This is a genomic window from Pseudonocardia sp. P-1 (genome assembly GCF_058111925.1).
This window is the reverse complement of record NZ_CM176614.1, coordinates 1,479,242-1,497,936: the sequence shown is the minus strand read 5'-3', so window position 1 is coordinate 1,497,936 and position 18,695 is coordinate 1,479,242. Positions and strand designations below refer to the sequence as shown.

The window sequence follows — 18,695 nt, the reverse complement described above, 5'->3', positions numbered from 1 at the left end:
GCACTCCCGCGTACGGGTCGTCGCCGTGCGGGAGCCCCGCGACGTCGCCGGCGAGGTCGTCGGAGCCCGGGAACCCGGCCGCCTCGCCGGAGAGGTCGTCGGGCAGGGGCTCGCCGTCCCCGGTCGGGTCCACGGACCCGGCCGGGTCGGCGGAACCGGCGAGGTCGGTGGGGTCGGCGACGACCGCGCCTGGCCCGGCACCGAGGCGGCGCGGACCGGTCGGCGGGGCGGGGGACGGGCCGCCGTCGGTCCCGGCGAGGGCCCGGACCCGGTCGATCGCGCCCGGTACCGCGAACTGCGCCGCGCCGAGCCCCTCGACGATGTAGCCGCGCCGGCACCGGCCGGACTCCTCCATCGCCCGGAGCACCTTGTAGACCGCGGCGAACCCGCCGGTGACCCGCTCGGTGCCCAACGCGCCCCGGGTCAGCACGCCGTGGCGTTCCAGGAACGCCTCCGCGGTGGCGTGCGCACGGCGGGTCGGGTCGGGCTCGCGCGGCACGGCCACCGACCAGCGCCCGCCGACCGACGGCGGCCCGGTCCGGCTGGGCATCGACGGCCTCCCCGCACGCAGCTGCGCGTAGCGCCCGCGGGCCGGCCGGCGTGCCGTGCGGTGCGCCCCGCCCTGCCGCCCGGACGCGCCACGCCGCCCGCCGCCCCCGGACAGCCGGGCCCGTAGCGGGCCGAGCGTGTCGTTGGTGAGCGCGCCCGCCCAGACCAGGTCCCAGACCGCGGCGACGACGTCGTCGTCGGAGGGGGCCGGTTCGTCCTGCTCGGTCAGCAGCACCCCGGCCCGGGTCGCGAGCTCGCGGAAGAACAGCGCGCCGCCCCCGGAGTCCGGTGTGGCCTCCGGGTCGGTCAGCGCGGCCGGGTCGGTCAGCCCGAGCGCGGCCAGCACCGCGGTGTGCAGCGGGCTGCCCGCGGTGTCCAGGTCGGGGGCGGGCAGCAGCAGGTCCGCCACGTCGGCCGGGGCCAGTGCCAGCCAGCCGTCCTGCCCGGACAGTGCGCCGCACCCGACCCAGGTCACCTCACCGGCGGCGGTCAGCTCGTCGAGCAGCGCGGGGGTGTAGCCCGGTAGCCGGGCCGGTAGCACCAGCGACTCGACCGCGCTCGCCGGCAGCGGCGCCCCGGCGAGCTGCTCTACCACACCGAGCACGTCCTCGGCACCCGGTGCGCGGCGCACCCGGCCTCGCCGCTCGGAGCCCGACCGCACCTGGACGCCCTGCCACTGCGGCAGGAACCGGCCCAGCGCCCGCTGTTCGACGGGCTCGACCTCGTGCCGCAGCTTCGCCAGCGACGCGCGCCGCAGCCGTCGCAGCACCTCGGCGTCGCAGTACTCCAGCTCGCCGCCGGAACCGGCGGGCACCGACGCCTGCGGGCGCAGCTCGCCCTTCATCAGCCGACCGGTGCCGGTGAGCCGCTCCAGCACCCCGGCGACCACGGCCACGCCCAGCCCGAAGCGGCGGGCGAGCTCGGCGGCGGTGAACGGCCCGTGCGTGCGCGCCCAGCGCAGCACGAGATCCCCGAGCGGGTCGGGCACCGGCTCGGTGAACGCCTCCGGCACCCCGACCGGCAGCGCCGTGCCCAGCGCGTCCCGGATCCGGCCGGCGTCCTCGATCGCGATGAACCGTTCCTCGCCGGCGATCCGCACCCGCAGCGCCCGGCGGTCGCGCTCCAGCTGCGCCAGCCACGCCGGGTCGACACCGCGGGCCCGCCCGTCGGCCTCGGACAGGTCGCCGACGAAGCGGAGCAGGTCCGCGGCGCCCTCCATGTCGCGGGCGTGCCGGTCCGGGTCGGTGCGCTGCAGCTGGCCCTCGATCTCGGCCAGCATCTCCGGATCGAGCAGCTCCCGGATCGCCTCGGAGCCAAGCAGTTCCGCCAGCAGCGTCGAGTCCAGCGACAGCGCGGCCGCGCGGCGCTCGGCCAGCGGCGCGTCGGCCTCGTAGAGGAACATCCCGACGTAGCCGAACAACAGGCTGCGCGCGAACGGCGACGGCTGCGACGACTCGACCTCGGCGACCTTCACCTTCCGCGCGGCGACGTCGCCCATCAGCTCGCGCAGGCCGGGGAGGTCGTAGACGTCCTGCACGCACTCCCGCATCGCCTCCAGGGTGATCGGGAACTGCTCGAACTTGCCCGCGACGCTCAGCAGCTGCGCCGACTTCTGCCGCTGCTGCCACAGCGGGCTGCGGCGGCGCGGGTCGCGCCGGGGCAGCAGCAGCGCCCGCGCGGCGCACTCCCGGAACCGCGACGCGTACAGCGCCGAGTTCCCCAGCTCGGCGACGACGATCTGCTCGATCTCGCCCGGCTCCAGCAGCACGTCCTCCGCGCTCGGGACGACCTCGGTGCCGTTGTCGTCGACGGCGTCCGGCAGGCGCAGGACGATCCCGTCGTCGGCGCCCGACGCGCTCACCTCGACCCCGCGGCGCTCCCGCATCCGGGCGGCGATCGCCAGCGCCCACGGCCCGTTCACCTGCGCCCCGAACGGCGAGTGCACGACGAGGCGCCAGTCGCCCAGCTCGTCGCGGAACCGCTCGACGAGGATCGTGCGGTCGCTCGGCACGTGCCGGGTCGCCTCGCGCTGCTCGCGCAGGTAGGACAGCAGGTTGTCGCAGGCCCACTCGTCGAGCCCGGCCGCGCCGGCGCGCTCCCGGGCGTCGGCGTCGGCCAGCCCGGACATCTCGCGCACGAACGCGCCGACGGCCCGGCCCAGCTCCAGCGGCCGCCCGATCGACTCGCCCTTCCAGAACGGCATCCGGGCGGGCACCCCCGGCGCCGGGGTGACGATCACGCGGTCGTGGGTGATGTCCTCGACCCGCCACGACGAGGTCCCCAGCAGGAACGTGTCCCCGACGCGGGACTCGTAGACCATCTCCTCGTCGAGCTCGCCGACCCGCGACCCGGCGCCGTCCGCGCCGCCCGGGGTCATGACGGTGAACAGGCCGCGGTCGGGGATGGTGCCGCCGGAGGTGACGGCCAGGCGCTGCGCGCCCGGGCGGCCGCGCAGCTCGTCGGTGACCCGGTCCCAGGTGATGCGGGCGCGCAGCTCGCCGAACTCCTCGGACGGGTAGCGCCCGGCCAGCATGTCCAGCACCGAGTGCAGCGCGGAGTCCGGCAGCGCCGCGAACGGGGCCGCCCGGCGGATCGTCGCGGCGAGGTCGGACAGCTGCCACGACTCCATCGCGACCATCGCGACGATCTGCTGGGCCAGCACGTCGAGCGGGTTGCGCGGGTAGCGCGTGGACTCGATCGACCCGGTCGTCATCCGTTCGGCGACGACGGCGCAGGACACGAGGTCCCCGCGGTACTTCGGGAACACGACGCCCTCGGACACCGCGCCCACCTGGTGCCCGGCGCGCCCGACCCGCTGCAGCCCGGACGCGACCGACGGCGGCGCCTCGACCTGCACGACCAGGTCGACCGCCCCCATGTCGATGCCCAACTCCAGGCTGGAGGTCGCGACGACGCACGGCAGCACGCCGGACTTCAGCTCCTCCTCGACCAGGGTCCGCTGGTCGCGCGACATCGAGCCGTGGTGGGCCTTGGCGACCGTCGGCGCGGCCCCGCCGCCCACCCCGGACTGCCCGACCGCCTCGGCCGGGAACGCGCCCGGGGCGTCGGCGTCGAGGTCGGCGGCCTCCTCCAGGGCCGCGGCCTCCTGCTCGGCGGCGAGTTCGTTCAGCCGGGAGGTGAGCCGCTCGGCGAGCCGGCGGGAGTTGGAGAACACGATGGTCGAACGGTGCTCGCGCACCAGGCCGAGCAGCCGCTCCTCCACCGCGGGCCAGATCGAGGGCTTGCGCGCCGTGCCCGCGGCGGACCCGACGACCTCCTCGTCGGTGCTGCCCGGGGCGGGCCGCTCGTCGAGCGCGGCCAGGTCGGGCACCGGGACCTGCACCTCGACCCGGATCGTCTTGGGGATCGCGGGCTGCACGACCTCGACCGGGCGGGTGCCGGACAGGAACGTCGAGACCTCGTCCACCGGGCGCACGGTCGCCGAGAGCCCGATCCGCTGCGGGGTGGCCTCGGTGATCTCCTCGAGGCGTTCCAGCGACACCGCCAGGTGCGCCCCCCGCTTCGTCCCGGCGACGGCGTGCACCTCGTCGAGGATCACCGTCGTCACCCCGCGCAGCGACTCCCGCGCGGCCGAGGTGAGCAGCAGGAACAGCGACTCCGGGGTGGTCACCAGCACGTCCGGCGGGGTGCGCTGGAACTGGCGTCGCTCGTCGGCCGGGGTGTCGCCGGTGCGCATCCCGACGGTGATGTCGGGGACCGGCTCGTCGAGCCGCTGTGCGGCCTGGCGGATGCCCGTCAGCGGCGAGCGCAGGTTGCGCTGCACGTCGACGGCGAGCGCCTTGAGCGGTGAGACGTAGAGGACCCGGCAGCGGTGCTTCGGCTCGGCGGGCGGCGGGGTGGCGGCGAGCCGGTCCAGCGCCCAGAGGAACGCGGCGAGGGTCTTGCCGGACCCGGTCGGCGCGACGACGAGCGCGTTGCGCCCGGCCTGCGCCGCGGACCAGGCGCCCTCCTGGGCCGCCGTGGGCGCGGCGAAGGCCCCCTCGAACCACTGGCGGGTGGCGGGGGAGAAGCCCTCGAGTGCGGTCACGCCGACCATCATGCGGGTGGGGTCCGACAGTCACCCGTCGAGCGCCCGTCGGACCGGGCGTGACCTGCGACGTCAGCGGGCGGCGTCGGCCCTCGTGCGGGGCCAGACCTCCGCGGTGTCCTCGGCCGGGAACTCGGCGACGACCGCCGCGACCGTCCAGACCATCGACGCCAGGAAGTCCACGCCCAGCGCGTCGACGTAGTGCGAGGTCTCGCGGGCGTCGGCCGGGTCGACGAGCGGGGCGACCGTGTAGCGGGCCCGGGCTGCGTAGCGCGGGCCCAGGTTGCTCCCGATCCAGCCCAGTGCCCGCTCGGAGCGGTCGTCGTGGTCGGCCAGCGCGGTGCGGGCGGCGTCGTACCAGTCGGCCAGCACCAGGAAGGCCAGCGACCAGCCGGGCGGGGTGGCGTCCGGCGGCATGTCCCGGTCGACCGCGGTCAGCCTGCGCACGGCGAACCGGGCCGGGTCGGGCCCCGGCGCGGCGAGGGTCTCGCGCACCGCTCCGGCCAGCACGTCGGAGACCATGCGGTAGGCGTTCTGCAGCTCCGCGTCGTCCGTGCCCGCCGACCTGCGTGTGTTCGGGGTCGTGCCCGCCATGTCCACCGTCCTCCGCTCGTGTGGCCGGGCCGGAGCGTAACGCCCTGGCGCGCGGCGGCCGTGGCACGGCAGCATCCGCCCGTGACCGCCGCACCCGACGCCGCCTCCCCGCCGCAGGACCCCGCCCAGCCCCGCCTGCTGGCGGTGCTCGCGATCGGGCAGGTGCTCGGCGGGACGGCCGTGGCGACCTCGATCGCCGCGAGCTCGCTGGTCGCGTCCCGGCTGTCCGGCTCGCCCGCGGTCGGTGGCGTCGCGTCGACGGCGAGCGTGCTGGGCGCGGCGGGTGCGGCCGCCGTCGTCGCACGCGTGGCCCAGGCCCGGGGACGGCGTCCCGCGCTGGTCGGCGGTCACCTGGTGGGACTGCTCGGTGCGGTCGGTGCGGTCGTCGCGGCGACGACCGGCTCGGTGGCGCTGCTGCTGGTGTCGTTGCTGCTGATCGGTTCGGGGACGGCGGTCGGGCTCGCCGCGCGCTACGCCGCCACCGACCTGGCCGCGCCGGCGCGGGCCGGCCGCGCGCTCGCGCTGGTGGTGTGGGCGACGACGGTCGGTGCGGTCGCCGGGCCGAACCTGCTCGGTCCGCCGGCCGCCGTGGCCGTGTCGGCCGGGCTGCCCGGTGTCGCCGGTCCGTACCTGCTCTGCGCGGTCGCCTTCGCCCTGGCGGCCCTGACCGGGTGGCTGGGTCTGCGGCCCGACCCGCTGCTGCGGGCCCGGGAGCACGCGGGGACGCCGGCCACCGCGCCCGGGGCCGCGGCGGTGCGGCCGTGGGCGGTGCTGCGGGCCTCGCGCCCCGCGCTGCTCGGCGCGGTCGGCATCGTGCTCGGGCACGCGGTGATGGTCGGGCTGATGTCGATGACCCCGGTGCACATGGACCACGGCGGCGCGGCGCTGTCGGTCGTCGGGCTGGTGATCAGCCTGCACATCGCGGGGATGTACGCGCTCAGCCCGCTGTTCGGGTGGCTCGCCGACCGGCTCGGACCGGCCCGGGTGCTGGCCGGTGCCGGGGTGCTGCTGCCGCTGGCGGGGGTGGTCTGCGCCCTCGCCGCGCCGACCTCGACCGGCCTGCTGTCCGTGGGCCTGGTGCTGCTCGGTCTGGGCTGGTCGGCAGCGGTGGTGGGCGGGTCGGCGCAGCTCACGGCGTCGCTGGCGGTGGCCGACCGGCCGCGGGTGCAGGGCTCGGTGGACGTGGCGATGAACCTGGCCGGCGCCGCCGCCGGGATCGTGGCCGGGGTGCTCGTGACGGTGTCGTCCTACGCGCTGCTCGGCGCGCTGGTGGTCGTGGCGACGGTGCCGTTCCTGCTGGTGGTCGCGCGCCCGGCCCGCACGGGACGCCCGGCGGCCGGCTGAGCGGGACCCTCAGCGACGGCGCTGGTGGAGCCACCAGCGCACCAGCACGACCAGCGCGGACAGCAGCGCGAGCAGCGACACGACCTGCCACGCCAGGGGCGACCCGATGCCGGTCGTCGCGAGGACCTCGTCGGCGACGTCGACCGGGACGGTCGCGAGCAGTTCGGACATATCACCCAGGCTACCGGCTCCGGGGCCGTCAACGGGCGGACACCACACGGAACGGGTGACCCGTCTACCCTCGCGGGCGTGCGACTGAGCCACTTCCGGGAACTGATGGAGGGCGAGTTCGGGCCGGTGCGGGCGGCGTCGCTGTCCCGCGACCACGTCTTCTCCGACCTCGGCGGCCGGACCGTCGAGCAGGCGATCGAGGCGGGTCTCGACCTGCGCCGGGTCTGGCGCGCGGTCTGCGCGGCCTACGAGGTCCCACCCGCACGGCGGTAGCGGCGTCCCGGGCGGTCGTGGGGACCGCTCGGCTCCCGTGGGTGCCCGGTCGGCGTGTCGCGGTGTCGGATCGAACGCGTGTTCGTCTACGGTTCCGCCAGGGCTCGCGGTACCGGTCCTGCGGCGCGGTGTCGGACGAGTTGTCCACAGGCGCCGATCCGGGCCCGTAACTGTCAGGGGTACCCCATACCGTTGTGGTGTGCCTCCCCGAAAGACACCAGCAGGACCCGATCGTCGACCACCAGCGAGGAGTCAAGAGATGTCCGCTCCGGACCGCGGCAAGGCGCTCGAACTCGCCCTCGCCCAGATCGAGAAGAACCACGGCAAGGGATCGGTGATGCGCCTGGGCGACCAGACCCGCGTCCCGATCAGTGCCATCTCCACGGGCTCCATCGCGCTCGACGTCGCGCTCGGCGTCGGGGGCATCCCGCGCGGCCGCGTCGTCGAGATCTACGGCCCGGAGTCCAGCGGCAAGACGACCGTCGCGCTGCACGCCGTCGCGAGCGCGCAGGCCGCCGGAGGCGTCGCGGCGTTCATCGACGCCGAGCACGCGCTCGACCCGGAGTACGCCAAGGCGCTCGGCGTCGACACCGACGACCTGCTGGTCTCCCAGCCGGACACCGGTGAGCAGGCGCTGGAGATCGCGGACATGCTGATCCGCTCCGGCGCGCTCGACATCATCGTCATCGACTCGGTGGCCGCGCTCGTGCCGCGCGCCGAGATCGAGGGCGAGATGGGCGACAGCCATGTCGGCCTGCAGGCCCGGCTGATGAGCCAGGCGCTGCGGAAGATCACCGGTGCGCTCAGCAACTCCGGCACCACCGCGATCTTCATCAACCAGCTGCGCGAGAAGATCGGCGTGATGTTCGGGTCCCCGGAGACCACGACCGGTGGTAAGGCGCTGAAGTTCTACGCGTCGGTCCGCATGGACATCCGCCGCATCGAGACCCTGAAGGACGGCACCGACATGGTCGGCAGCCGGACCCGGGTCAAGGTCGTGAAGAACAAGGTGGCCCCGCCGTTCAAGCAGGCGGAGTTCGACGTGCTCTACGGCGTCGGCATCTCCAAGGAGGGTTCGCTGATCGACGTGGGCGTCGAGCAGGGGATCATCCGCAAGTCCGGTGCCTGGTACACCTACGAGGGCGACCAGATGGGGCAGGGCAAGGAGAACGCCCGCAAGTTCCTCAAGGAGAACCCGGACGTCGCCGCCGAGGTCGAGAAGCGCATCAAGGAGAAGCTGGGGATCGGCGCCGTCGTCGACGCCGAGGAGACCAGCCCGGTCGAGCCCCTCCCGGCCCCGGTCGACTTCTGAGCGTGGCCGGCGAGCGCGACGGGTCCGGAGGCACGTCCGGACGGGACGGTGCGGAGCCGGTCAGGCCCCGCACCGTCCCGCTCGACGAACTGTTCGGCGTGACCCCGTCGGTCACCGACGAGCAGGATCCGCCCGCGATCCGGACCGCCGACCCGACCGGCGGTGAGCCGGACGAGTCCGTCGCCGAGCCCCCGGCGGTCCCCGGCTGGGACACGAGCCCCCACCAGGTCTCGTTCGCCGCGCTGAGCGGTGCCGACGAGGCCCCCACGACGGCGACCGACCCGCCGGCTGCCTGGTCCACGGGACCGGCGGCGGACGGCGCGACGGACGGGGCGGCGGCCCCCGCCCCGGTCCGCAGGCTGACCCTCGACGGCCCCGGCCCCGGCCCCGGCCCCGGCCCCGGGCTCGACCCGGCCTCCGGGGAGAGCGCCGACGGCGGCGTCGGCGGTGCGGGACCCGGCTCACCCCGTGTGGTCTCCTTCGAGGAGCTGTCCGGACGGGGCGTTCGCCGCAGCGGACCCCGTCGCGACGGCGCGACCGCGCGTCGGCGTCCGGCCGCCGTGGCAGGCGCGACCGACCGTGCCGCCGCGCCCGAGGACACCGGGCCGGACCCGGTCGAGGAGAGCACCACCCCCCGTGGCCGGCGCCGCGGAGAGGGCCGTGGCCGGGGGAGACGTCGGGGCGAGGACGCCACCCCACGCGTCGAGACACCGCAGGAGCAGGAGACCCGCGCCCGCGACATCTGCCTGCGCCTGCTCACCGACCGCGCCCGCACGGTCAAGGAGCTCGGCGACGCGCTGCGTCGCAAGGAGATCCCCGACGAGGTCGCGCACCGCGTCCTCGACCGGTTCGACGAGGTCGGACTCGTCGACGACCAGGCCTTCGCCGAACAGTGGGTCCGGTCCCGCCACCGCCACCGCGGCCTCGGCAAGCGGGCGATCGCGATGGAGCTGCACCGCAAGGGCGTCGACCGCGAGATCGCCGACGAGGCGCTCACCGGTATCGACGACGACTCCGAACGCGACCGGGCCCGCGAGCTCGTCGTACGGCGGCTGCGGAGCCTGCCCGTCGGGAGCCGCGAGGAGCGGCAGTCCAGCGCCCGCAAGCTGGTCGGCATGCTCGCGCGCAAGGGCTACGGGCCCGGGGTCGCCTACGGGGTGGTCAAGGAGGAGATCGCCGCCGCCGGTGCGGAGGCCGACGAGCTGGGCGAGGCCCCGCCCGAGGACTGACCCGTCCCGGGAGGGACCCACCGCCCGGTCACGACCGCAGGTACCAGGCGAACCAGTCCCGCATCGTCGGCGCGAGGTAGTGGGTGGGCGGCACCTGCTCGGCCGGGAACAGCGCGAACCCCTGCGGGGTGTGCCCGGGCCGGTCGTGGAAGTAGGTCCCGCTCACCCAGGCCGGGTTGATGTCCAGCTCCATGCCGCGGACCACGCCGGCGTCGGCGAGCAGCCTGCCCAGCGTGCACACCGACAGCGCCGGTCCGGCGACGTACACCTCGGCGCAGTCGGCGGTCACGCCGAACCCGGACCGGTGGACGAACGCGTTCTGCCCGACCGTGCTGCCCCACTCCGCGGTGCCGCCGGTGGCGCACGTCGGGTTCACCGCGCCGTCGTCGACGAGCGGGAGCAGGTTCTGCCGCACGCTCGCGACGTCCGGCCCCATCCCGACCTCGGTGCCCCAGGCCCCGACGTCGGCCCGGCCGTCGGTGTGCAGGACAAGGCCTGACTTGCCGGGCAGCAGCGGCGCGACCGTGCGGCCCTCGGCGTAGTAGCCGTTGCGACTGGGGTCGGACAGCTTGAACCCGCCGTTGAACGCCACCGCCACGCCGGCACCCGCCCTCCCGGCCAGCGACGTCGACGCGTGCCAGTGCCCGGCGGGCTCGCCGACGCCCGGGTGCAGGGTGCCCCGCACCAGCGCGGGGTCCATCCGCAGCACCCCGGCGAGGTAGGAGGTGTGGGTGTCGTCGACCCGCAGCGTCGTCACCTGCACCGCGGGCCGCCCGTGGGCGGCGACGACGGTCTGCCACACGCCCTCCCCGGGCAGCGGGGCTCCCGCCGCGACCGGGGCGAGCGGCGGCGTCGTCGCCGGGTCGGACAGCGCACCCGGAGCCCGCGGGATCCCGCCGGCCGGGGTACCGCCCTCGGACGGCGTGTCCACGGCGTACTGGAGCTTCTCCAGGCCGGTGACCAGCCAGTTCAGCCCGTGGTCGCGGGCCCATTCGGCGGTCGCCTCGACCGGCCCGGTACCGGGGGGCGCGGCGAGCGTCACCGCGCCCATCCCGGCGCCCGCGCCGCCGAGCAGCACCACGAGCACCCCCAGCACGGCACCCGCCCGACGCCTGCGGCGGCGACGCCGCGACGGCTCCGGGCCCGGTGCGATCCCGACGGTGGTCTCGACCGCGCTCACCGCCGCACCGCCGGGCACGGGGTGGACCCGTCCCGCCCGCGGGGCGCCCCCACCGCCGTCGTCCCCGGGGCCGGGGCCCCCGGCGGGACCAGCGTCTCCAGCACCATGCGCCGTCGTCCTCCTGCGTCGTGGCGGCACGATCCGCCGCCGCGGGTGACCCTTCCGGCCGTTGCGCAGAGCAAGCCCAGAGGACGCTGAGCGATCACTGAGAGTCCACAGTCGAGCCGCGCGGCGGAGATCCGGTCCTGCGTGCCGATCGATAGTGCGTAACCGGTGATTGCGTGCATAAGATGCCCGCCGAGCCGCAGTTCGTGATCGGCGAACGGCGCGAGGAGTCGATCCCGGGAGGGTGTTCGTGAGGATCAGAGGACGAGTGGCCGGCGCCGCGCTGGCGGCGACGGCGCTGTTCGCGCTGGCGGGCTGCGGCGGGGGAGCCGGGGGCGGCGGGACCGCCGCGCAGCCGAGCGGCGAGGCGCAGGGCGGCACGCTGACGGTGTTCGCCGCGGCGTCGCTGACCGGCACGTTCGGTGACCTGGAGAAGAAGTTCGAGGCCGCCAACCCGGGCACGGACGTGGTGTTCAACTTCGCCGGGTCCTCGGCCCTGGCCCAGCAGATCAACCAGGGCGCCCCGGCCGACGTGTTCGCCTCGGCCGACCAGAACAACATGACCAAGGTGACCGACGCGGGCAACGCCCAGGGGCAGCCCGAGGTCTTCGCCACCAACACCCTGCAGATCGCGGTCGCGCCGCAGAACCCGAAGCAGATCGCGTCGCTGCAGGACCTGGGCAGGCCCGGTCTGCGGACCGTGGTCTGCGCCCCGCAGGTGCCGTGCGGCTCGGCGACGGAGAAGGTGGAGAAGGCCGCCGGCGTGGAGATCACGCCCGTCTCCGAGGAGCAGGACGTCAAGTCGGTGCTGCAGAAGGTCACCACCGGCAACGCCGACGCCGGGCTCGTCTACCGGACCGACGTCACCGCGTCAAAGGGGCAGGCGCAGGGCGTCGACATCCCGCAGGCGTCGGAGGCGGTCAACCAGTACCCGATCGTCGTCCTGACGAACACGAGGAACGCCGAGCTGGCGCAGAAGTGGGTGCAGTTCGTGAACGGCGACGAGGGCCGTCAGGTCCTCGGGGCGGCCGGCTTCGGCGCCCCCTGACCCCGGGTCAGGGCGCGGGGTCCGACACCCGTCCCACGAGCCAGGGGTAGGAGTCCGACAGCGCCTGGGAGAACAGGTCGAAGTCGTGCCCGCCCCCGGGCACGATCACCAGCCGGTTCTCGACACCGGCCCGGGTCGCCACCGCCGAGAGTGTGCGCGCGGCGGCGGCCGGGTCGGTGTCGGCGTCACCCGCCTCGAACCAGCCGGCGATCCCGGGGACCCGGTTCACGGCCAGCAGCGTCGCCGGGTCGTGTGCGGCGAACGCGGCCTGCGACCCGCCGAACAGCCCGGCGACGGTGTCCGGGACTCCACCGTTGGAGTCCCCGACCCGCGGGCCGAGCAGTCCGGCGTAGTCACCGAACGCGGCGAACACCGTGGGGTGGCGCAGCGCCAGCATCGCCGCGCAGCTGCCGCCCTCGGACAACCCCGCCACCGCCCACGACGGCCCCGGCGGCCGTGTCCCCAGCAGCCTGCTCACCACCCGGGGCACGTCGCGGGTCAGGTAGGTCTCGACCTTCGCGGTCGGGGTGTCGACGCACTCGGAGTCCGCGGTGTAGGTCCCGTTGACGTCGGGCATCACCAGGATCGGTGCCACCCCGTGGTGCTGGGCGGCCCAGGCGTTCGCGACGTCGGCGGCGCCCCCGGAGTCCACCCAGTCCACCGGACGGCCGGGGGTCCCGTGCAGCAGCACGATCACCGGCAGCTGCGGCCGGGGCCGCTCGTACCAGGCGGGCGGCACCCACACGACCGCGGGCCGGGCCGCGAAGTGCGACGCCGTGCCCGGGATCGGGATCTGCACGACCTGACCGGTGGCCGGGACCTTCCGGCTCAGCAGCAGCTGGGCGACCCCGATCCCCTCCACCGGCCCGGTCCCGGCCACGTCGCCGACGGTCCGCAGGTAGTCCAGCCCGGCGTTCACCCCGACCAGGACGTTCGCCGACAGCACCACCGCGACGACACCCGTCGCGCCCAGCCGCGCGAGGATCCGCAGCGACCGGTGCCGGGACCGCCCGGCCCACCGCACCCCCAGGACGGTCAGCACGAGGAGCACCACACCGGCGAGGACGAACCCCGTCACGAACTGCCACGTGGTGATCGGGACCGCGTCGATCCCGGTGGTGCCGGCGTCCATGGACCGTTCTCCTCGTGTCGTGCCCGCGAGATCATCCCCTGCCGCTGTGAGACCCGGGTGAGAACCCGGTGAGGATCTGCTGAGTTCACTGTCCGGAGGGGTGACGCCGGTCCTGGCGTCGTCGGTGTGGAGTCGACGATCGCCGGGCTGCCGGCGCACATCCTGCTGGTGCACGGCGTCGTGGTGCTGGTCCCGCTGACCGCCCTCGGGCTGGTGCTGGTCGCCGTCTGGCCCGCGGCGCGGGTGCGTCTGGTCTGGCCGACCGTGGTGCTCGCCGCGGCCACCCTGGCCCTGGTCCCGGTGACCACCGAGGCGGGGGAGTGGCTGGAGCACCGACTGCCGCGGACCCCGCTCATCCGGGCCCACACCGAGCTAGGTGTAACTCCCAGCCCCGTTGTTGACGCGGGTGATGGGTGGTCGGCCGCCGATGGCGGTGTGGCAGCGGTGGTGGTTGTAGGTGTGTAGCCAGTCCGGTAGCGCGGCGGCGCGCTCGTCGTTGCTGGTGAAAGGACGCTGGTAGGCCCATTCCTCGGCCAGTGTTCGGTTGAACCGTTCGGCTTTGCCGTTGGTCTGTGGGCGGTAGCGGCGGGTGAACCGGGCCTGGGCGCCGATCTCGGTCAGTGCCTCGCGCCAGGCCGCGGAGCGCCGGTAGGCCAGCGCGTTGTCGGTCATCACCCGTTCGACCTGGGCGATGCCGTGCTCGGCGAAGAACGACGCCGCCCGGCGGAGGAACCCGGCGCAGGTCTGCGCGCGTTCGTCGGGGTGGATCTCGGCGTAGGCCAGGCGGGTGTGGTCGTCGATCGCGGCGTGGACGAAGTCGAAACCGACTCGGGGCCGTAGCGGGCGCGACGCCGTTCGAGGCTGTCGCGGCCGTGGACCCGCCAGCCGCCGCCGTCGCGTAGCCGGCCGAGCTTCTTCACATCGACGTGGACGAGTTCGCCGGGGCGTTCACGTTCGTAGCGGCGGATCACCTGCCCGGTGGGGCGGTCCATCCAGGCCAGCCGTGACATCTGGTGGCGGGTCAGGATCGCGTGCACTGTCGAGGCGGGCAGGCCGAGTAGTGGTCCGATGCGGTGCGGGCCGAGTTTGCGTTCGCGGCGTAGCGCGAGGACCTGCTGTTCGAGTTCGGGTCGGGTGCGCCCGGGGATGCGGTGGGCGCGGCTGGAACGGTCGCGTAGTCCGGCTTCGCCTTCGGCGCGATAGCGGGCGATCCACTTGTGACCGGTCGCGCGGGAGATCCCGAGTTCGGCGGCGACGTGGGCGACCGGGCGTCGGTGGTCGATGACACGCTCGACCAGCAGCTTGCGTCCGTGCTCGGTCAGGCGGGCATTACGGTGGGCCACGGAGACCTCCGGGTGGTTCGGGGTGAGCGTCGACAACTCACACCTCGCCCGGAGGTCTCCCTGATTTCAAGCCGCCACGCCGTCAACAACGGTCATGGGCACTACAGCTAGGCGACGGGCTGCTGCCGTGGGCCGCCGGGCTGGCCGTGGTCGCCGTCGTGGTCGCGGTGCGCCACGTCGTGGCGGTCCGGGCCGCGCGCCGCGTCCCCGCGACGGTCGGCGGCGGGGCCCCGGAGGTCCCGGCCGGGACGGCGCCCGGCGGGACCGTCGCGACGGTGGTCGTGGCCGTGCTGGCCGTCGTCGTCGCGGTCGGGGCGGTGGTGACGACGGTGCGGATCGGGGACTCCGGGGCGCGTGCCGCGTGGACCGGTCAGGTCGCCGAACAGCCGCTGGGCGGGTCGCAGGGGGAGACGGACCGCGGCTGACCGCCCGCGCCCACCGACGCCCGGCACCGCCCTCAGCGCGGCGCGCCGTGCCAGCGCCACCGGACCGGCGCGGGCACACCGCGCCACGACGCCCGGCCGGTGTGGTGCAGCAGCGCCCCGGCCGGGTCGTCGCCCGCGTCGACGTCCGGCCACAGCCGGGCGAGCACGCCCCGGCACGGCGCCGCCGGCAACGTCCACGCCGGGTCGGTGGCCCGGGTGATGTCGTGGGTGTGCACCAGGACCTCGGTGACGCCCATCGCGGCGAACCCGGCGGCGTCGGCGTCGCCGTAGGGGTGCCAGCCGCGCACCCCCGCGGGTGCGGTCCGGACGGCGGCGGCGAGCATCGCCCCGCCGGTCGCGACGACCTGCAGCAGCCCGGCGGTGCCGACGCCGCCGGGCACCACGATCCCGAACGGCGGGTAGTCGTCGGGCGGGGCGAGCGCCACCTGGGCGGCGTAGCCGAACAGGTCGTCCGCGACGTGCACCACGGTGTCGCGGCACGACCAGTCGAGCGGTCCGGCCGGGGCGGACCAGCCGTCGTCGGGCACCGTCCCCAGGGCTCCGACGATCATCGTCACCGCGTCCTCGACGTCCTCCGCGCGCATCGGAGCACCGTGCCCTGCGGGCGGGCATCCGGGCCAGCGCATTAGGCTTCCGCGGTGGCCCACGAGGACGAACGCATCGCACTGCTGCTCGACTACGAGAATCTCGCGATCGGCGCCCGCGACGGGCTCGGGGTCGTCCCCTTCGACTTCGGCCCGGTGGCCGACGCGCTCGCCGAACGCGGGCGGGTCGTGGTCCGCCGCGCCTACGCCGACTGGTCCTCCTTCGACGAGGACCGCCGCCTGATGGCCCGCGCCCAGGTGGAGCTCATCGAGATCCCGCAGCGGATCGGCGGCTCCCGCAAGAACGCGGCCGACATCAAGCTCGCCGTCGACGCGATCGAGCTCGCCTACGAGCGGGAGTTCATCACCACCTTCGCCATCGGCACCGGCGACTCCGACTTCACCCCGCTCATGCACAAGCTGCGCGAGCTGGACAAACGCGTGATCGGGATCGGGGTGCAGTCCTCGACCTCGGCGCTGCTGCCGCCCGCCTGCGACGAGTTCCTGTTCTACGACCGGCTCCCCGGTGTCGAGCCGACCCAGGCGCCCGCGCCGCCGCGTCGTCGCCGGGGGAGTCCCCGCCCGGCCCCGGCCGTGGGACAGGTGTCGACGCCCGCTCCGGTCGCGGTCCCGGCGCCGGAGCCGGAACCGGCCCCGATCGTCCCGCCGGACCCGTTCGACGTGACCTTCTCCGACGGCAGCGACGACACCGCCACCACCGGCGCCGAGGAGCGCGACGTCGCGGGGCTCGTCGTCAGCACCCTGGGCGGTCTCGCCCGGCAGGCCGACGGCACTGTGCTGGCGTCGCGGCTCAAGCGCGCGATCCTGCGCAAGGACCCCACGTTCGACGAGGCCGACCACGGCTTCCGCGGTTTCGGCGAGCTGCTGCGCCACCTGCAGGACCGCGGTGCGGTCACGCTGACCACCGGTGCGGCGCAGGGCGACCCCGAGGTGGCGCTGCCCGACGACCCGGACGCCGACCACGACGCGTTCGCGCTGCTGGTCGACGTGGTGCGCGGGATCGCCGCGGCCGGGGACCCGCCGCAGCTGTCCGGGCTGAAGAACCAGCTCCGCAAGCGGGTGCCCGACTTCTCCGAGAAGCGCTACGGCTTCGGCAGCTTCCTGTCCTTCGCGAAGGCGGCCCGCGCCCGGGACCTCATCGCGATGGAGTGGAGCGACGACACCGGCGACTACGTGCTGCGCCCGACGTCCTGACCGCAGACGACCGCGCCCCCGCCGACGGGGTCGGCGGGGGCGCGGTCGCGGTACGACGGGGACTCAGCGGCCTGCGGCCTTGCGGGTCCCGCGCTGGAACAGCTTGCCCGCGCGCGAGGTGACCGCACCGGTCACCCCGAACGCGGTGGCGACCGCCCCGGCGGCGACGCGGCTGGTGAACCGGATCGGGTTCAGCGGCTTGTAGACGCGCAGGGCGAAGTCGTCCAGCTGCGAGGCGGCACGCTCGCCGTTCTCGTAGAGCCGGCGGGCCAGGCGGGCCCCGGTGTCGTCGAGGTCGTCCTCGACGCGGGCGCTCACGCGCGCGGCCCGGTCCGCGGTGCGCACCGCGGAGTCGGCACCCTGCTCGGCGACGGCCTCGACGGTGGCGGCGGACCGCTCCGCGGACGCCGACACCTCGCCGGCGACCTGCTTTCCGGTGCGCTGGGCGTTCCCGGCCAGCTGCTCGCCGGTGGCCTTCGCGGCCTCGGCGGCGGCCTTGCCCGCCTTCTTCGGGTCCTTGCCCTGGTCGTCGACCTTGCGGGCCTCGGCGGCGACCTTGTCGGCGCCCTTCTTGACGGTCTCGCCGGCCTTCGCCGCACTGTCACCGGTCTCGCCGGCGACCTTCTTGGCGGTGGTCCTCGTGTCGGCACCGATCTTGTCGGCGGCCTTGCCCGTGGTCTCGGCGGCCTTCGACGCGGTGTCGCCGGCCCCGGTGGCGGTGGCGCTCGCGACGGCCTTCGTGGCGGTGCCGCCGTCGGCGTCGGAGTCGATGGAGCGGCGTTCGCGCACCGAGCCGTCGGTGCCGTACACGACGAGGTTGCCGCCGCCGTCGTTGGCGATGATCTCCACCGCCCGGGTGATGGCCTCGGCCTGGGTGCTCGTACGGGCACTCGGGCGCTGGGCGTCTTCCTTCTCGACGGTCCAGCCGTCGTCGACCGGCTTGACGTGGCGGTCGGCCATGCCGGGTTCCTCCCCCTTGCGGGACTGACTCGGGCGAACCGGGGTGTCCGGATCGGTCTTCTCTCCCTGGAGATGCCCGATGATCGCTGTGCGTAAACGCAGGTCAGCGAGGCGTGGCGAGCGTCTCGTTCCGTCGCGCGACCGCGATCACGGCGGCCAGGGCGCCCAGGACCAGCGGCATGACGACCAGGGCCCCGCCGTGCAGGACGAACGCCTGGGTGAGCGCCGCACCGATCATCAGCAGGACGAGCCCGGAGGCGGCCGGGGCGGCGAGGCGCCGGGTGCACAGGCCGATCCCGCCGGCCAGCTCGAGGAACCCGACGACGTAGCGCAGCCACTGTCCGAGGCCGATCCCGTCGAAGATCGCGACGGCGAACGGGTCGCCCCAGAACTTCGGCAGCGCCGAGGCCAGGACGAAGAACAGGCCGAGCAGGATCTGCAGCACCCACAGCGCACGGTGTGCGGCGACCGGCATGCGACGGGTGGGGGAGGGGGCGGTCATGGTGGCCTCCGCGGGCACGGCCCCGGCGGTTCCGGGGCACTCACCGCCTACGACCGGCGGGCCCCGGAGAACTCATCGCCGCGCGCGGCGACCGGCGCGGGATACACCACCGGGCATCGGGCCCGCGGCGCGTGGCCGCGGTACCCGATGACCCGATGGTGCCCGGCATCGACAGGGGCTCCCGGTTCTGCAGATGCCGGTCACGGGGTTCAACGCCCGACCCGCCGTCGGGTTGTGGGTGCAGTGGCCCCTGTCTCGCCCGCCACCGTGAGCGGCGCCGCCCCCGCGACGGGCGGGAGCGGATCGCGGTGTGCGTCCGGCGGGGAGCATTCCGTCACGATCGCCGGTAGAAGACCGGCGACGGACGGAGAGATCCGGGGCATACTCGTCGCATGCGCGATGAGCGGTGGCGGGTCGAGGTCGGTACGGAGAACGCGACGTGGCTGGCTACGCAGTGCCGCACCGCCATGCTGGCCCGGGAGTACCGGCCGGTCGACGTGGGTGACGGCGTCGTGGAGTTCGACCGGCTCGCCCTCGGCGCGATCCGCGAGCTCGGCGAGGACGAGGACGGCTACATCTCCGACGACGCCGAGGGCGTGCGGATCTGGATCGGCGACGACGCGTACGAGCTGGAACGCGTGGACTGACCCCGACACACGA

Annotated in this window: 15 protein-coding genes and 2 pseudogenes; 8 read left to right on the top strand and 9 right to left on the bottom strand. The window is 75.0% G+C overall.

Going from position 1 to position 18,695, the window contains the following annotated elements; all coding sequences use genetic code 11:
• Window positions 1–253 precede the first annotated feature (253 nt).
• Window positions 254–4,609: pseudogene (locus AC0GKK_RS07155) on the bottom strand (ATP-dependent helicase); the annotation flags it as partial.
• A gap of 60 nt (window positions 4,610–4,669) precedes the next feature.
• The gene (locus AC0GKK_RS07150) at window positions 4,670–5,191 is read right to left on the bottom strand and encodes a hypothetical protein (protein WP_073578093.1); all 522 of its coding nucleotides are present in this window, start codon (window positions 5,189–5,191) and stop codon (window positions 4,670–4,672) included.
• 81 nt (window positions 5,192–5,272) lie between these two features.
• Between AC0GKK_RS07150 and AC0GKK_RS07145 the strand changes: the two genes are divergently transcribed.
• Complete coding sequence (locus AC0GKK_RS07145) at window positions 5,273–6,535, top strand: MFS transporter (protein ID WP_489883440.1); 1,263 nt, start codon at window positions 5,273–5,275, stop codon at window positions 6,533–6,535.
• A gap of 9 nt (window positions 6,536–6,544) precedes the next feature.
• Here AC0GKK_RS07145 and AC0GKK_RS07140 read toward each other — a convergent pair whose 3' ends face one another.
• Complete coding sequence (locus AC0GKK_RS07140) at window positions 6,545–6,706, bottom strand: hypothetical protein (protein WP_167379121.1); 162 nt, start codon at window positions 6,704–6,706, stop codon at window positions 6,545–6,547.
• A gap of 78 nt (window positions 6,707–6,784) precedes the next feature.
• Here AC0GKK_RS07140 and AC0GKK_RS07135 point away from each other — a divergent pair, with 78 nt between their 5' ends.
• From AC0GKK_RS07135 to AC0GKK_RS07125, 3 genes are all read left to right on the top strand, one after another.
• Complete coding sequence (locus AC0GKK_RS07135; protein ID WP_476654187.1) at window positions 6,785–6,979, top strand: DUF3046 domain-containing protein; 195 nt, start codon at window positions 6,785–6,787, stop codon at window positions 6,977–6,979.
• 259 nt (window positions 6,980–7,238) lie between these two features.
• Window positions 7,239–8,291, top strand: coding sequence for a recombinase RecA (recA, locus tag AC0GKK_RS07130; protein WP_073578091.1), 1,053 nt, complete (start codon window positions 7,239–7,241; stop codon window positions 8,289–8,291).
• A 98-nt stretch (window positions 8,292–8,389) separates the two neighbouring features.
• Entirely contained in the window at window positions 8,390–9,520 is a 1,131-nt protein-coding gene (locus AC0GKK_RS07125) for a regulatory protein RecX (RefSeq protein ID WP_489883439.1), read from the top strand.
• Between the two features lie 28 nt (window positions 9,521–9,548).
• On the opposite strand, the gene AC0GKK_RS07120 is transcribed toward AC0GKK_RS07125, so the two are convergent.
• The gene (locus AC0GKK_RS07120; RefSeq protein ID WP_489883438.1) at window positions 9,549–10,700 is read right to left on the bottom strand and encodes a hypothetical protein; all 1,152 of its coding nucleotides are present in this window, start codon (window positions 10,698–10,700) and stop codon (window positions 9,549–9,551) included.
• A gap of 355 nt (window positions 10,701–11,055) precedes the next feature.
• On the opposite strand from AC0GKK_RS07120, the gene modA reads away from it, so the two are divergent.
• On the top strand, window positions 11,056–11,853 hold the full coding sequence (gene modA / locus AC0GKK_RS07115) for a molybdate ABC transporter substrate-binding protein (protein WP_489883437.1): 798 nt from the start codon (window positions 11,056–11,058) through the stop codon (window positions 11,851–11,853).
• A 7-nt stretch (window positions 11,854–11,860) separates the two neighbouring features.
• Here the strand turns inward: modA and AC0GKK_RS07110 are convergent, their stop codons facing one another.
• Entirely contained in the window at window positions 11,861–12,985 is a 1,125-nt protein-coding gene (locus tag AC0GKK_RS07110) for an alpha/beta hydrolase (protein ID WP_489883436.1), read from the bottom strand.
• A gap of 372 nt (window positions 12,986–13,357) precedes the next feature.
• Window positions 13,358–14,328 (bottom strand): annotated as a pseudogene (locus tag AC0GKK_RS07105) (IS481 family transposase).
• Window positions 14,329–14,474: 146 nt separating this feature from the next.
• Here AC0GKK_RS07105 and AC0GKK_RS07100 point away from each other — a divergent pair.
• Window positions 14,475–14,753, top strand: coding sequence for a hypothetical protein (locus tag AC0GKK_RS07100; RefSeq protein WP_489883435.1), 279 nt, complete (start codon window positions 14,475–14,477; stop codon window positions 14,751–14,753).
• A 32-nt stretch (window positions 14,754–14,785) separates the two neighbouring features.
• Here the strand turns inward: AC0GKK_RS07100 and AC0GKK_RS07095 are convergent, their stop codons facing one another.
• Window positions 14,786–15,358 (bottom strand): maleylpyruvate isomerase N-terminal domain-containing protein, encoded by a 573-nt coding sequence (locus tag AC0GKK_RS07095; RefSeq protein ID WP_489883434.1) that lies wholly within the window; start codon window positions 15,356–15,358, stop codon window positions 14,786–14,788.
• 54 nt (window positions 15,359–15,412) lie between these two features.
• Between AC0GKK_RS07095 and AC0GKK_RS07090 the strand changes: the two genes are divergently transcribed.
• Window positions 15,413–16,573 carry a PIN domain-containing protein gene (locus AC0GKK_RS07090; protein ID WP_405418489.1) on the top strand — a complete coding sequence of 387 codons (1,161 nt, stop codon included), beginning with the start codon at window positions 15,413–15,415 and terminating at the stop codon, window positions 16,571–16,573.
• A gap of 63 nt (window positions 16,574–16,636) precedes the next feature.
• Here the strand turns inward: AC0GKK_RS07090 and AC0GKK_RS07085 are convergent, their stop codons facing one another.
• A complete protein-coding gene (locus tag AC0GKK_RS07085) occupies window positions 16,637–17,533 on the bottom strand; it encodes a DUF2188 domain-containing protein (protein WP_489883433.1) in 897 nt (298 codons plus the stop codon).
• Between the two features lie 103 nt (window positions 17,534–17,636).
• Entirely contained in the window at window positions 17,637–18,035 is a 399-nt protein-coding gene (locus AC0GKK_RS07080) for a DoxX family protein (RefSeq protein WP_476654194.1), read from the bottom strand.
• Window positions 18,036–18,427: 392 nt separating this feature from the next.
• Between AC0GKK_RS07080 and AC0GKK_RS07075 the strand changes: the two genes are divergently transcribed.
• A complete protein-coding gene (locus AC0GKK_RS07075) occupies window positions 18,428–18,682 on the top strand; it encodes a hypothetical protein (RefSeq protein WP_405418485.1) in 255 nt (84 codons plus the stop codon).
• Window positions 18,683–18,695: the final 13 nt, after the last annotated feature.

Excerpts from the sequence above, each read along its gene's own strand:
- AC0GKK_RS07150 (WP_073578093.1), bottom strand. The coding sequence starts at position 5,191 with ATGGCGGGCACGACCCCGAACACACGCAGGTCGGCGGGCACGGACGAC.
- AC0GKK_RS07140 (WP_167379121.1), bottom strand. The coding sequence starts at position 6,706 with ATGTCCGAACTGCTCGCGACCGTCCCGGTCGACGTCGCCGACGAGGTC.
- recA (WP_073578091.1), top strand. The coding sequence starts at position 7,239 with ATGTCCGCTCCGGACCGCGGCAAGGCGCTCGAACTCGCCCTCGCCCAG.
- AC0GKK_RS07110 (WP_489883436.1), bottom strand. The coding sequence starts at position 12,985 with ATGGACGCCGGCACCACCGGGATCGACGCGGTCCCGATCACCACGTGG.
- AC0GKK_RS07095 (WP_489883434.1), bottom strand. The coding sequence starts at position 15,358 with ATGCGCGCGGAGGACGTCGAGGACGCGGTGACGATGATCGTCGGAGCC.
- AC0GKK_RS07085 (WP_489883433.1), bottom strand. The coding sequence starts at position 17,533 with ATGGCCGACCGCCACGTCAAGCCGGTCGACGACGGCTGGACCGTCGAG.
- AC0GKK_RS07080 (WP_476654194.1), bottom strand. The coding sequence starts at position 18,035 with ATGACCGCCCCCTCCCCCACCCGTCGCATGCCGGTCGCCGCACACCGT.
- AC0GKK_RS07075 (WP_405418485.1), top strand. The coding sequence starts at position 18,428 with ATGCGCGATGAGCGGTGGCGGGTCGAGGTCGGTACGGAGAACGCGACG.